Source organism: Mangrovibacter yixingensis, from assembly GCF_020523985.1.
GTDB lineage: Bacteria > Pseudomonadota > Gammaproteobacteria > Enterobacterales > Enterobacteriaceae > Mangrovibacter > Mangrovibacter yixingensis.
Genome location: NZ_JAIVKM010000005.1, coordinates 58,885 through 72,571, shown reverse-complemented (window position 1 = coordinate 72,571; position 13,687 = coordinate 58,885). Strand labels below are relative to the sequence as shown.

Annotated in this window: 14 protein-coding genes; 8 read left to right on the top strand and 6 right to left on the bottom strand. The window is 50.2% G+C overall.

The annotated features are described in order from the left end of the window. The first annotated feature begins 27 nt into the window (after window positions 1-27). Both secD and secF read left to right on the top strand, forming a co-directional pair. Window positions 28-1,875 (top strand): protein translocase subunit SecD, encoded by a 1,848-nt coding sequence (gene secD / locus LC084_RS16360; protein ID WP_226572242.1) that lies wholly within the window; start codon window positions 28-30, stop codon window positions 1,873-1,875. Window positions 1,876-1,885: 10 nt separating this feature from the next. Next, complete coding sequence (secF, locus tag LC084_RS16355) at window positions 1,886-2,857, top strand: protein translocase subunit SecF (RefSeq protein WP_226572241.1); 972 nt, start codon at window positions 1,886-1,888, stop codon at window positions 2,855-2,857. A 265-nt stretch (window positions 2,858-3,122) separates the two neighbouring features. Here the strand turns inward: secF and LC084_RS16350 are convergent, their stop codons facing one another. Both LC084_RS16350 and LC084_RS16345 read right to left on the bottom strand, forming a co-directional pair. Further along, entirely contained in the window at window positions 3,123-3,980 is an 858-nt protein-coding gene (locus tag LC084_RS16350) for a nucleoside-specific channel-forming protein Tsx (RefSeq protein ID WP_226572240.1), read from the bottom strand. A gap of 366 nt (window positions 3,981-4,346) precedes the next feature. Continuing rightward, complete coding sequence (locus LC084_RS16345) at window positions 4,347-4,916, bottom strand: DUF3251 domain-containing protein (RefSeq protein ID WP_226572239.1); 570 nt, start codon at window positions 4,914-4,916, stop codon at window positions 4,347-4,349. Between the two features lie 150 nt (window positions 4,917-5,066). Between LC084_RS16345 and nrdR the strand changes: the two genes are divergently transcribed. The 6 genes from nrdR to pgpA all read left to right on the top strand — a co-directional run bounded on the left by nrdR (window position 5,067) and on the right by pgpA (window position 9,260). After that, window positions 5,067-5,516: a transcriptional regulator NrdR gene (gene nrdR, locus LC084_RS16340; RefSeq protein WP_064595350.1), complete on the top strand. Its 450-nt coding sequence runs from the start codon at window positions 5,067-5,069 to the stop codon at window positions 5,514-5,516. A gap of 3 nt (window positions 5,517-5,519) precedes the next feature. Then, entirely contained in the window at window positions 5,520-6,632 is a 1,113-nt protein-coding gene (ribD, locus tag LC084_RS16335) for a bifunctional diaminohydroxyphosphoribosylaminopyrimidine deaminase/5-amino-6-(5-phosphoribosylamino)uracil reductase RibD (RefSeq protein ID WP_226572238.1), read from the top strand. Between the two features lie 141 nt (window positions 6,633-6,773). Continuing rightward, window positions 6,774-7,244: a 6,7-dimethyl-8-ribityllumazine synthase gene (ribH, locus tag LC084_RS16330; protein ID WP_226572237.1), complete on the top strand. Its 471-nt coding sequence runs from the start codon at window positions 6,774-6,776 to the stop codon at window positions 7,242-7,244. A gap of 19 nt (window positions 7,245-7,263) precedes the next feature. Beyond that, window positions 7,264-7,683, top strand: a complete 420-nt coding sequence (nusB, locus tag LC084_RS16325) for a transcription antitermination factor NusB (protein ID WP_036116178.1) — start codon at window positions 7,264-7,266, stop codon at window positions 7,681-7,683. Window positions 7,684-7,783: 100 nt separating this feature from the next. After that, a complete protein-coding gene (gene thiL, locus LC084_RS16320; RefSeq protein WP_226572236.1) occupies window positions 7,784-8,761 on the top strand; it encodes a thiamine-phosphate kinase in 978 nt (325 codons plus the stop codon). Next, window positions 8,739-9,260: a phosphatidylglycerophosphatase A gene (pgpA, locus tag LC084_RS16315; protein WP_226572235.1), complete on the top strand. Its 522-nt coding sequence runs from the start codon at window positions 8,739-8,741 to the stop codon at window positions 9,258-9,260. The genes thiL and pgpA overlap by 23 nt, the downstream gene beginning before the upstream one ends. 169 nt (window positions 9,261-9,429) lie before the next feature. Here pgpA and LC084_RS16310 read toward each other — a convergent pair whose 3' ends face one another. The 4 genes from LC084_RS16310 to xseB all read right to left on the bottom strand — a co-directional run bounded on the left by LC084_RS16310 (window position 9,430) and on the right by xseB (window position 13,596). Then, entirely contained in the window at window positions 9,430-10,404 is a 975-nt protein-coding gene (locus tag LC084_RS16310) for an aldo/keto reductase (RefSeq protein WP_226572234.1), read from the bottom strand. A gap of 74 nt (window positions 10,405-10,478) precedes the next feature. After that, window positions 10,479-12,341, bottom strand: a complete 1,863-nt coding sequence (gene dxs, locus LC084_RS16305) for a 1-deoxy-D-xylulose-5-phosphate synthase (protein WP_226572233.1) — start codon at window positions 12,339-12,341, stop codon at window positions 10,479-10,481. Between the two features lie 110 nt (window positions 12,342-12,451). Beyond that, window positions 12,452-13,351: a (2E,6E)-farnesyl diphosphate synthase gene (gene ispA, locus LC084_RS16300; RefSeq protein WP_226572232.1), complete on the bottom strand. Its 900-nt coding sequence runs from the start codon at window positions 13,349-13,351 to the stop codon at window positions 12,452-12,454. A 2-nt stretch (window positions 13,352-13,353) separates the two neighbouring features. Next, the gene (gene xseB / locus LC084_RS16295; protein ID WP_226572231.1) at window positions 13,354-13,596 is read right to left on the bottom strand and encodes an exodeoxyribonuclease VII small subunit; all 243 of its coding nucleotides are present in this window, start codon (window positions 13,594-13,596) and stop codon (window positions 13,354-13,356) included. Between the last annotated feature and the right edge of the window lie 91 nt (window positions 13,597-13,687).

Here is a 13,687-nt window from a genome sequence, read left to right as displayed (position 1 = left end):
TCTTCTGTTTTCCCAAAGGGAACTGCCGTGTTAAACCGTTATCCTTTGTGGAAGTATATTATGCTGGTCGTCGTACTTATCGTCGGCCTGCTGTATGCGCTTCCCAACCTTTATGGCGAGGATCCGGCTGTTCAGATCACTGGTGCGCGCGGTGCCGCCGCCAGTGAGAAAACGCTGGACCAGGTCCTGTCTGAATTCAAAAAAGATAATATCACCGCGAAATCTGTGGCGTTGGAACAAGGAGCGATTCTTGCGCGCTTTGATTCAACAGATACCCAGTTACGCGCCAGGGAAGCACTGGTAAGTGCATTAGGCGATCAATATGTTGTCGCGCTGAACCTTGCGCCAGCAACACCTCGCTGGCTGTCTGCTATTTCTGCAGAACCGATGAAACTCGGTCTTGATTTACGTGGTGGCGTACACTTCCTGATGGAAGTGGATATGGATACTGCGCTGGGCAAACTGCAGGAACAGAATATTGATACACTGCGTAGTGATTTGCGTACCAAAAATATTCCTTACTCCAGTGTACGCAAAACCGATAACTACGGGCTGAGTATTACCTTTCCTAACTCATCCGCACGCGATGATGCTATTTCTTACCTCACACCGCGCCACCGTGACTTAGTGATTTCCAGCCAGGGTGACAACGCGTTACGCGCAGTAATGAGCGATGACCGTCTGCGTGAAGCTCGTGAATATGCTGTTCAGCAGAACATTAATATTCTGCGTAATCGTGTAAACCAATTGGGTGTGGCAGAGCCGCTGGTTCAGCGCCAGGGTTCAGACCGCATTGTGGTTGAGTTACCAGGGATTCAGGATACTGCGCGCGCAAAAGAAATTTTGGGTGCAACAGCAACACTGGAATTCCGTCTGGTGAATACCAGTGTGGATCAGGCTGCTGCGGCTGCCGGGCGTATACCGGGTGATTCAGAAGTGAAATACACCCGTGAAGGCCAGCCAATTGTGCTGTACAAACGCGTTATTCTGACCGGTGACCATATCACTGACTCCACGTCGAGCATGGACGAATACAACCAACCGCAGGTGAATATTTCACTGGATAGCGCGGGTGGGAGCATTATGTCCAATTTCACAAAAGATAACATTGGCCGCCCAATGGCGACGCTGTTTGTGGAATATAAAGACAGTGGTAAGAAAGATGCGAATGGACGTGCCATTCTGGTGAAACAGGAAGAAGTTATCAACGTGGCTAACATTCAGTCGCGTCTGGGCAACAGTTTCCGTATCACCGGGATAAGCAACCCAACTGAAGCTCGCCAGCTTTCTCTGTTGCTGCGTGCTGGTGCGTTGATTGCGCCAATCCAGATTGTTGAAGAAAGAACCATTGGGCCAACCCTTGGGATGCAAAACATCCAACAGGGTCTGGAAGCGTGCCTGGCTGGTTTGGCAATTTCCATCATCTTCATGATCTTCTTCTACAAGAAGTTTGGCCTGATTGCGACATCTGCTCTGCTGGCTAACCTGGTGTTAGTTGTTGGGATTATGTCCTTGTTGCCGGGGGCAACTCTGACAATGCCTGGTATTGCGGGGATCGTGTTAACCCTTGCGGTGGCTGTCGATGCGAACGTTTTGATTAACGAACGTATCAAAGAAGAAATGAGTAACGGCCGTACGATACAACAGTCCATTGATGAAGGTTACAAAGGTGCGTTCAGCTCAATTTTTGACGCGAACATTACCACCCTTATCAAGGTTATTATCCTGTACGCCGTGGGCACCGGGGCAATCAAGGGCTTTGCAATTACCACTGGTATTGGTGTGGCAACGTCAATGTTTACCGCAATTGTCGGTACCCGCGCCATCGTGAACCTGCTGTATGGCGGCAAACGCGTCAAAAAGCTGTCTATCTGAGGAGTGCGTTGTGGCACAGGAATATACTGTTGAACAATTGAACCACGGCCGTAAAGTCTGGGACTTTATGCGCTGGGATTACCTGGCCTTCGGCATCTCTGGTTTGCTGCTGGTTATATCCCTGGTTGTAATGGGGGTTCGTGGGTTTAACTGGGGTCTGGATTTCACCGGTGGTACGGTGATTGAAATTAACCTCGAAAAACCTGCTGATATGGATCTGATGCGCGCTGCTCTGCAAAAAGCGGGTTTTGTTGACCCGTTACTGCAAAACTTCGGTAGCAGCCGCGACATCATGGTTCGTATGCCGCCAGTGCATAATGCTAATGGCAGCCAGGAACTGGGTAACAAAGTGGTTAGCGTAATTAATGAGACCACTCACCAACAGGCAACGGTAAAACGTATTGAGTTTGTTGGCCCAAGCGTCGGTGCGGATCTGGCACAAAAAGGCGGTATGGCGCTGTTTGCAGCGCTTATCTGTATCCTTATTTATGTCGGTTTTCGCTTTGAATGGCGTCTGGCTGCCGGGGTTGTTCTGGCACTGGCGCACGACGTGATTATCACCATGGGGGTTCTGTCTCTGTTCCATATTGAGATTGACCTGACTATTGTGGCCTCGTTGATGTCGGTTATTGGCTACTCACTGAACGACAGCATTGTGGTTTCTGACCGTATTCGTGAAAACTTCCGCAAGATTCGCCGCGGTACACCTTACGAAATCTTTAACGTGTCACTGACCCAGACGCTGCACCGTACTTTGATTACGTCCGGTACCACTTTGATGGTTATTTTGATGCTGTATCTCTTTGGCGGCCCGGTGCTGAAAGGCTTCTCGCTGACCATGTTGATTGGTGTCACCATCGGTACGGCATCATCTATTTATGTGGCTTCTGCGCTTGCTCTGAAACTGGGTATGCGTCGTGAGCATATGCTGCAACAGAAAGTTGAGAAAGAAGGGGCGGATCAGCCGCGTATTCTGCCTTAATCCTGTTTTGTTGGTGCTGATGAAAACCGCGGTGGTTAAACACCGTGGTTTTTTTTGCCTGTTATACACGCGTTTCGAAGGGACATAACAAGCAGTACATACCTGTTGGTAACGAGGAATACATCGCCTGGTAACAGCTATTGGCAAACAAAAAAACAGGTAAATATGGTGAGGTGAAGGGTGGACAGGAATTAACGCTCTGGAGGAAAATCTCACCCCATATCAGCCTGGCTGACACGGGGTGAGAGGGAATCACATTCTGTTATCAGAAGTTATAACCGACTACCAGGTAATAACCCCAGCCAGTTGATTTCACATTGAAATCACCTTTACCGAAGTTCAAACCTGCATCATCATCCCATTGGCCGCCGTTATGGAAATAACGGGCAACAACAGAATAATGCCAGTGGTCATAGTTCAGCGCCAGAATGTGGCTGGAAGCAATTGAGTTGCTGGTGCGGTTAGGTTCATCACCTAAATCGGAACCCCAGTCAAAGTTGGTGAAACCGATATAAGTCAGCTTACCGCCCCACAGGTCAGTAATCGGGACAAAGTATTTCACTTTGAAGCGATAACCATCCCATTCGTTCTCATTCGCTGCCAGGTAGTTCTGCCATTGGTATTTGGCATAAATGTTCAGAGACAGTCCCATTGGCAGGCCGGTATCGATATCGGTACCTAAACCCATATACCAGGTGCTCTGACGACCAGATTTATTCCGGCCCATATCGTAGATGTAGTTATTAGCAAAATACCACTCTTTGAACGGCCCAAAACTCAGGTCGGTTCCGGTCAGTTTGTCGATGGAAAAACGTGGTTCGATTTCCATAAACAGCGGGGAACCGTGGTTCCAGATACCCTGAGAAGTGGAGTTGCCACCAAAGAAGCGGGGTAAATCCACATAACCGTAGAAATCAAAGAAGTCTTTTTTGGCAAAAGCTTCATATTCCAGGTATGTGTCATTACGGAGTTGTGGCCCAAAGCGAGTGTGGTAACTGCCCACCACGTTAACACTCTGATGCCACCAGTCTGAGAGGTATTCACCACTGTTATCTGCCGCTTGAGCAGATACAGTGTAAGAAAGTGCGACAGCTGCGCCTGCCGCTAAAAGTGTTTTTTTCATGTAGTGACCACTGTTATAGATGTCGCAAATGCACGGGGAGTCAGTTGCTATTGCCAGATATGTTTGTTTTTAGCACGTCACAATTCTTATTCTGCCTCACAGATATATGTTTAGTTAATATATCTTGCACTAGCGAAATCGATTGCGTTCACATTTGTGCTAATAAAACAACGAAATTCTATCTGGTTTAATTTTACAGTCCAATACAAAATACTTTTTGCTGAAGCATTTCTGCAAATAGCTTAAATATTTGCGACAAAAACGTGACGTACATCTCATTGTTGTTGTGGGTGAGCAGTAGCCGAGTGGGGAGGTTGCAGCCAGCGGTATCAGTCCGCCAGTGGCTGCAAGAGAATGTGTGGTGCTCTATTGGGTGGTATCTGGCGTATCCATGCTGGTGTCAGACGATGACAATCCATGGATACGGATAAAGCCAACATCGCTGAGTTGGGTATCTGGCAAGTGAATGGCGAGATCAATGTCAACGGGGGCTGTCAGCGTGGCAGGTGCCTGAAATTGCAGTGAGTGGGTATTTACTTGCTGGTAATTCTCAAGTGTGCCAGAGAGTGTTCCCCATACCAGATTGCCGTTAAATGCCGGTAAACCTTTATTACCATCCCGGTGGACATGAATATAAACAGTCACTCCATTTCCTGTTGTTTCGGTGCGGGCCAATGAGAAGGTTAATAGCCCCAACTGGCTGGTAAGCCGCGCCGGTGTCTGAGCCCCCGGAATTAACCAAGCACCTTCTGTTGAACGGGCATTCAGCGCATTTTGCCAGGCGACATCTCTGGTTTCTTTTTGCAGTGTGCGCATTTCGTGACTTAACGTTTGTACATCCTGGTGCACACTGGTTACTTCGGCCTGTGGTGTGCAACCACTTACCATCAATGAAGTGAACAGTATAAATAGCCCTGACTGGTAACAGGTTTTCATATGAAAATGATCCATAATAACGAGATTACGTTCAGGGTAGCGGGCGTGTAATGAAAGGCATAGCGCCTTTATCTCAAATCATCTGGGTTTGTCGTCTGAAAACTCCAGGGTAAACTATGCAACTATTGCAACAACCAATCAGGAAACCTTATGCATTGCCCATTTTGTTCTGCAGTGGATACTAAAGTCATCGACTCGCGTTTGGTGAGTGAAGGCTCATCTGTGCGGCGTCGGCGGCAGTGTCTGGTATGTAATGAACGCTTCACTACCTTTGAGGTAGCAGAGCTGGTTATGCCGCGTGTGGTGAAAAGTGACAACGTGCGTGAACCCTTTAATGAAGATAAGTTACGCAGCGGTATGCAAAAAGCGCTGGAAAAGCGCCCGGTGAGTTCAGACGACATTGAAATGGCGCTGAATCATATCAAGTCACAACTCCGGGCTACAGGGGAGCGAGAAGTACCCAGTAAAATGATTGGTAACCTGGTGATGGAGCAGTTACGCAAGCTTGATAAAGTCGCTTATATCCGTTTTGCTTCTGTTTACCGCAGTTTTGAAGATATTCGCGAATTTGGCGAAGAGATTGCCCGCTTACAGGATTAAATAATGCACGATGAAGGCTACATGGCCAGAGCGTTAGAGCTGGCGCGCCGTGGTCGTTTTACCACCCATCCTAACCCTAATGTTGGCTGTGTTATTGTGCGTGATGGTGAAATCGTTGGTGAAGGTTTTCACTACCGCGCGGGTGAACCCCATGCCGAGGTGCATGCCTTGCGCATGGCGGGCGATAAAGCCCGTGGTGCTACGGCGTATGTTACGCTTGAACCTTGCAGCCATTACGGGCGTACACCACCTTGTTGTGAAGCTCTGGTCGCTGCAGGTGTTAGCCGGGTTGTTACCGCGATGCAAGACCCAAACCCGCAAGTTGCCGGGCGTGGTTTGTATCATTTGCAGCAGGCTGGTGTGGATGTTAGCCACGGTTTGATGAATAGCGAAGCCGAAGGCCTTAACCGTGGTTTTTTAAAACGAATGCGAACGGGTTTCCCCTGGATACAGGTGAAACTTGGGGCGTCACTGGACGGCCGCACAGCTATGTCCAGCGGCGAAAGCCAGTGGATCACCTCACCGCAATCACGCCGTGATGTACAGCGTTTACGTGCGCAGAGTGCCGCTATTCTTTCCAGTAGTTCAACGGTTCTGGCTGATGACCCTTCACTGACTGTACGCTGGCAAGAGCTTGACGCTGATACACAGCGTATTTATCCACAATCCTCCTTGCGCCAACCTGTGCGGGTTATCGTCGATAGCCAAAACCGTGTGACCCCGGCTCACCGGCTTATCAGCCAGCCAGGGCAAACCTGGCTTGCCAGAACAACTGCAGATACACAGCCATGGCCAGAGGCGGTTGAACAGTTAGTGTTACCCGAACATAACGGGCATCTGGATTTAGTTGCGTTGATGATGTTGCTGGGTCAGCGCCAAATTAATAGTGTGTGGGTGGAAGCTGGCGCACAACTTTCCGGCGCATTATTACAGGCAGGCCTGGTGGATGAGCTGATTGTCTATATGGCGCCAAAACTGCTGGGCAATGATGCCCGTGGGCTATGCGCTTTGCCTGGGTTGACAATGTTGGCCGATGCGCCGCAACTGGTTTTCAGCCAGGTTCGCCAGGTTGGGCCAGACCTCTGCTTGCATTTGGTACCTGATACCGGGTGCTGAGCCAGAGATGGTGTTCTTTTGCGCAAAGTCTGGAGAGTAACGCCATTCGGCGCAGAAGGCGTATAAAAGTAAGCAGTGCCTGAAAGATTATGATAAAATCCGCCCCCCTGCGGGGGCCACACAAAACTCGTAAGGAAGAGTATGAACATTATTGAAGCTACCGTTGCTACCCCGGACGCTCGCGTCGCCATCACAATCGCGCGTTTTAACAACTTCATCAATGACAGCCTGCTGAACGGTGCAATTGACGCGCTGAAACGTATTGGTCAGGTAAAAGATGAAAATATCACCGTGGTTTGGGTTCCGGGTGCGTATGAGCTGCCACTGGCTGCTGGCGCACTGGCGAAGACCGGCCGTTATGATGCAGTCGTTGCGCTCGGTACGGTTATCCGTGGCGGTACTGCCCATTTTGAATATGTCGCAGGTGGTGCAAGCACTGGCTTGTCTCATGTCGCACAGGATAGCGAAATACCGGTAGCCTTTGGTGTTCTGACCACCGAAAGTATTGAGCAGGCAATTGAGCGTGCTGGTACAAAAGCCGGTAATAAAGGTGCAGAAGCTGCCCTGACCGCGCTCGAAATGATCAATGTATTGAAAGCCATTAAGGCCTGATTTTAGTAAGGGGAATTCCGTGAAACCTGCTGCTCGTCACCGCGCCCGTGAGTGTGCCGTCCAGGCGCTTTACTCCTGGCAGTTGTCCCAGAACGACATCGCTGATGTTGAATACCAGTTCCTGGCGGAACAGGACGTGAAAGATGTCGACGTCATGTACTTCCGTGAACTGCTGGCCGGGGTGGCGAATAATAGCGCATATCTCGACGAGCTTATGAAGCCTGTGTTATCTCGCCAGCTTGAAGAGCTTGGCCAGGTGGAAAAAGCGGTGCTGCGTATCGCTTTGTTTGAACTGTCTAAACGTGATGATGTCCCATATAAAGTGGCCATCAACGAAGCAATTGAACTGGCCAAAACGTTTGGTGCAGAAGATAGCCATAAGTTTGTTAACGGTGTTCTCGACAAAGTAGCGCCTCAGGTGCGCCCACACCGGAAATAAGTTTGCTACATGGCGTGTTGTTTGTATAAGGCAGCACCAGAATTGTTGTCACTGGCCGGGTTTCCCGGCCTTTGTTTTTTTATCTGTTGAGGCTTTTTGTATGGCTTGCGGTGAATTTTCGTTAATAGACCGCTATTTCAATCGTGTCAGCAGTTCGCGGCGGGATGTAGAAACAGGTATTGGCGACGACTGTGCCTTACTGGTTGTACCGGAACGCCAAACCCTCGCGATAAGCACTGATACGCTGGTGAGTGGTATTCATTTTCTTCCTGATATGGCGCCTGCCGATATAGCCTGTAAAGCACTGGCCGTGAATATTAGTGACCTTGCAGCAATGGGGGCGGACCCAGCCTGGCTTACCCTGGCATTAACCCTACCTGATGTTGATGAGAGCTGGCTGGCTGCATTCAGTGACAGCCTGTTTGAACAGTTAAGTTACTATGATATGCAGTTAATCGGCGGGGATACTACAAAAGGCCCCCTCTCGATGACGCTGGGTATTCATGGTTTTATTCCCCAGGGTAGAGCATTAAAACGCAGTGGTGCACGGCCTGGAGACTGGATTTACGTGACGGGTACGCCCGGTGACAGCGCTGCAGGGCTGGCCATTCTTCAAGAACGCTTGCAGGTGGAAGATAAGGTGCACGCCGACTGGCTGGTAAGCCGCCATTTACGCCCTAAACCCCGTATTCTTCACGGCCAGGCATTACGGGATCTGGCCAGTAGTGCTATTGATCTTTCCGATGGGCTGATTTCTGACCTGGGTCATATCCTCAAAGCCAGTGGTTGTGGCGCAAGGCTTGACCTGGATAACCTGCCTTTTTCTGATGCATTGAAAGAAAGCACTTCAATGGAGCAGGCTCTGGAATGGGCGCTGGCTGGTGGGGAAGATTACGAACTATGCTTTACGGTACCAGAAGTTAACCGTGGGGCGCTGGATGTGGCTATTGGTCATTTAGGCATACCCTGGACTTGCGTTGGTCAAATGACTGTCGCCAGCGATGGCCTGACACTGATGCAACAAGGAAAGCCGGTAAAACTGGAGTTACATGGATATGACCACTTTACAACCGTCTGAGAAAGCCGCCGCCAAACGTCGTCTTCGGTTATCTAACCCCTGGCATTTATTGGCGACAGGGTTTGGCAGTGGTTTAAGCCCAATCGTTCCCGGCACCATGGGCTCCCTGGCATCTATTCCTTTCTGGTATTTGCTGAGTTTCCTGCCCTGGCAACTGTACGTACTGGTGCTAATGTTGGGAGTCTGCATCGGCGTCTATTTGTGCCATGTAACGGCTCGTGATATGGGGGTTCATGATCACGGGAGTATTGTGTGGGATGAATTTATCGGCATGTGGATAACCCTGATGGCCCTCCCGACCAATGACTGGCGATGGGTGGCAGTAGGGTTCGTTCTGTTCCGTATTTTCGATATGTGGAAACCCTGGCCTATCCGCTGGTTTGACAAAAATGTGCATGGTGGCATGGGCATCATGGTGGATGACATCGTTGCCGGGGTTATCGCTGCGGCTGCACTGTACTTATGTGGCCATTACTGGCCCATTGGTTTACTGAGCTGAGCTCTGAACCAGCCCTGTAAAAGGGGCAGGTTCAGATTGATGAAAAAGAAGGAAAAAGCGTGGTTTTCCTTCTTTTTAGTTAGCAGCTGAAAATCAATAAATTGATTTTCAGGGTTTTTTATTGGGTGACATCCTCTCGTTCCGTGCGGACATGAGGTTGTGCCGATAGTTAACGAAAGCCAACGACGTGATGCGGCTGGTAAGGCGTTTCAAGCTCGGCAATATCTCCATCGCTGAGTTTCAAATCTACTGCGTTCAGTAAGTCTTCAAGCTGTTCTTTGCGCGATGAGCCAATAATTGGTGCTGCAACACCTCGTTTGCTTAACAACCAGGCCAGCGCTACCTGAGCACGGCTGGCTTCTTTGTCGCGGGCGATTGCGGCCACTCTTTGCGCAATTTGTTCGTCATTCGCTTCACTGGACTGATACAGACTTTTACCGAACTCATCAGACACTGAACGGGCCGTGTTTTCACCCCAGGGGCGGGTTAAACGCCCACGAGCCAGTGGGCTCCATGGAATAACGGCAACGCCCTGGTCGTAGCATAACGGTAGCATATCCCGCTCTTCTTCACGCTGAATCAGGTTGTATTGGTCCTGCATGGTAACAAACTCGTTCCAGCCATGCTGGCGTTGGGTGAACAGTGCTTTGGCAAACTGCCAGGCATGCATGGATGACGCGCCAATAAAGCGCGCTTTGCCGGACTGTACAACATCGTGCAATGCTTCGAGGGTTTCTTCCAGTGGCGTGTTGTAGTCCCAACGGTGGATCTGCAATAAATCGACATATTCCATACCGAGGCGTTTCAGGCTGTCATCAATGGACCGCATAATTTGCTTGCGTGAAAGGCCTTCGGTTAAATCCCCTACGGGGAAATAGACCTTGGTTGCGACGACGACATCTTCCCGGCGGGCAAAGTCACGCAGTGCCCGGCCAACAATCTCTTCACTGCTGCCATCGGAGTAGCTGTTGGCAGTATCGAAAAAGTTAATTCCCCGGCCAAGGGCGTACTGAATCAGGTCACGGCTGCTTTCTTCTGGCAACGTCCAGGCGTGTCGCCCACGCTCTGGTTCGCCAAATGTCATGCAACCAAGGCACAAACGGGAAATGCGAAGGTGGGTTTTACCCAGCGTGGTATATTCCATGACTCCTCTCCTGCAATGAGAAAAAATTTGCTTTAAGCATAGCAGGAGAGGAAGGGGAGAAGTAAAAGACAGTTTTATCCGAGCCATTCACGGATGCGTTGTGTAATCCCCTGGGCATCAAGACCAAGAGCACTTCGGGCTTCATCCTGTGTTGCCTGTGGAATAAAGGTATCTGGTAGCCCCAGGTTCAGAACAGGAACCGGTTTGCGGTGTGCCATCAGAACGTCATTAACCCCACTGCCAGCACCACCCATCACCGCATTTTCCTCCAGTGTGACCAGTGCAGAATGGCGGCTTGCCAGCTCCAGAATCAGGCTTTCGTCCAAAGGTTTCACAAAGCGCATATCCACCAGGGTGGCATTCAATTCCTGTGCAGCCTGCTCAGCTTCTGGCAACAGCGTGCCAAAGTTCAGAATCGCAATATCCTTGCCTTCCTGTAACAAGCGGCCTTTACCTAAAGGCAGTACTTCCAGCGGTGTAAGTGGAACACCACGTGCATTACCGCGGGGGTAACGCACTGCCGATGGCCCTTCTTTGTAGTGGTAACCCGTGTGCAGCATCAGGCGGCATTCGTTTTCATCACTTGGCGTCATAATGACCATGCCTGGAATACAGCGCAGGAAACTCAGGTCAAATGCGCCCTGGTGAGTTGGGCCATCTGCACCAACAATACCGGCCCGGTCTATAGCGAACAGGACTGGCAGTTTCTGAATGGCAACATCATGAATCAACTGGTCGTAAGCGCGCTGTAAAAATGTTGAATAGATGGCGACGACCGGGTTATAGCCACCAATCGCCAGGCCTGCTGCAAAAGTAACGGCGTGCTGTTCTGCAATGGCGACATCAAAATACTGGTCAGGATACTGGCGGGAGAATTCGACCATACCGGAACCTTCCCGCATGGCTGGCGTAATCGCCATCAGCTTGTCATCCTGTTTCGCTGTTTCGCATAACCAGTTACCAAAAATTTTCGAATAACTGGGTTGAGTGGCCGTCGCTTTTGGCAGAGTGCCACTTTGCGGATCGAATTTAGGTACCGCATGAAATGAAATGGGATCTTTTTCAGCTGGTGCGTAACCACGGCCTTTCTTGGTCATGATATGCAAAAATTGCGGCCCTTTCAGGCTACGCATATTTTTCAGGGTGCTCACCAGCCCTGCCACATCATGGCCGTCAACCGGGCCAATATAGTTAAAGCCCAGTTCTTCAAACAACGTCCCGGGAACCACCATGCCTTTAATATGTTCTTCAGTGCGTTTCAGTAATTCTTTAATGGGGGGCACACCAGAGAACACTTTCTTACCGCCTTCACGCAGGCTGGAGTAGAGCTTGCCAGACAGCAATTGTGCAAGGTGGTTATTCAGCGCACCCACGTTTTCCGAAATCGACATTTCGTTATCATTGAGAATAACCAGCATGTCGGATTTGATGTCACCCGCGTGGTTCATCGCTTCAAACGCCATACCCGCAGTGATGGCACCATCACCAATAACACACACAGTACGGCGGCCTTTGCCTTCTTTTTCTGCGGCAACAGCAACGCCCAGACCGGCACTAATAGAGGTGGATGAGTGCCCGACGCTTAACACATCGTATTCACTTTCTTCACGCCACGGGAAAGGGTGCAGACCATCTTTCTGGCGAATGGTGCCAATGTTATCGCGGCGTCCGGTGAGAATTTTATGCGGATACGCCTGGTGCCCAACATCCCAAATCAGCTGGTCAAACGGCGTGTTATAGACATAGTGCAGGGCCACTGTCAGTTCAATGGTGCCCAGGCCCGAAGCAAAGTGCCCACTGGAACGGCTGACGCTGTCCAACAAATAACGACGTAGTTCATCGCACACTTTAGGCAGACTTTCGCGAGGTAACAGCCGTAACTCTTGCGGGGAGTCAACCAGCGCCAGGGTCGGGTATTTGGCAATATCAAAACTCATCAGAGACTCATATGGTAATAATGGGAAACAGGACACCGCCCGGCGGTATCCTCCCGGTAAGAGACATTATTCCGTATTTAGCATGTGTTTACATCATGCTAACCCGGTGTTTACTTATCCCTTTGAATTATAAAATGTGCAAGTGCTTCCAGCGGCTGTGTATCCAGGTGTTGTGCTCGTAACCCGGCAAGGGCCTCAAGTGCCTGAGAACACAGTTCATTTGCCCAGGCCTGTGCTTGTTCCAGCCCCAGTAAAGCCGGGTAGGTGCTTTTGCCCAAGTGAATATCTGCCCCCTGGCGTTTGCCAAGCGTAGCGGTATCACCAATGACATCCAGAATGTCATCCTGGACCTGGAAAGCAAGCCCGATATTGTCTGAAAACTGGCTCAGTAAAGGTAATGCGGCAAGCCCTTTTTCACCCGCACTCAGTGCACCCAGGTGTACAGCTGCGCGAATCAGCGCGCCAGTTTTATGGCGATGAATACGTTCAAGTGCCGCCAAATCAACATGCTTACCTTCTGCTTCAAGATCCAGCGCCTGGCCGGCGCACATTCCCGCGGCACCACTGGCACTGGCTAATTCACGGAGCATTGCCACCCGGGAGGAATCAGAGACGCCAGGCATATCCGTATCGCTCAAAATAGAAAAGGCCAGTGTTTGCAGGGCATCGCCTGCCAGAATAGCCGTTGCCTCACCAAAGCGAATATGGCAGGTTGGTTGCCCACGGCGCAGATCGTCATCATCCATAGCTGGCAGATCATCATGGATCAGTGAGTAAGCATGGATACATTCAATGGCCGCGGCAGGGGTGTCCAGTACACTGAGTGGCATTCCCAACATTTTTCCTGTGGCATAGACCAGGAAAGGGCGCAGGCGCTTACCCCCAAGTAATGCACCATATTCCATCGCACCAACCAGAGCTGAATCCTGAAAAGGCAATGTATTGATAAAACTGGCTATTGCCGTATTTGCCCGGGCCGCATACACAGTTAACAATTGATTGAAATCCATTGTTATTCGGCATCCGGCTTGAAAGGAGTCAGCAGAGCGCTCTCACTTTCTGACAGCAAAATTTGTACGCGTTGCTCGGCCTGTTGTAATTTCTGTTGGCCCTGGCGTGCCAGTTTTACACCGCGTTCAAATTCGTTGAGCGCATCTTCCAGCGGAAGATCACCATTTTCCAGGCGAGAAACAATGGTTTCCAGTTCTTGTAGCGCCGTTTCAAAGCTGGCGGGCTGTTCATTTTTCTTCGGCATAGCGAATACAGCTTCCTGATTAAGTCGTCTTTACTACGCCACATGGTAGCGGAGTAAAAATGATAAGCAAATAATGTATCCAGGCCAGGTT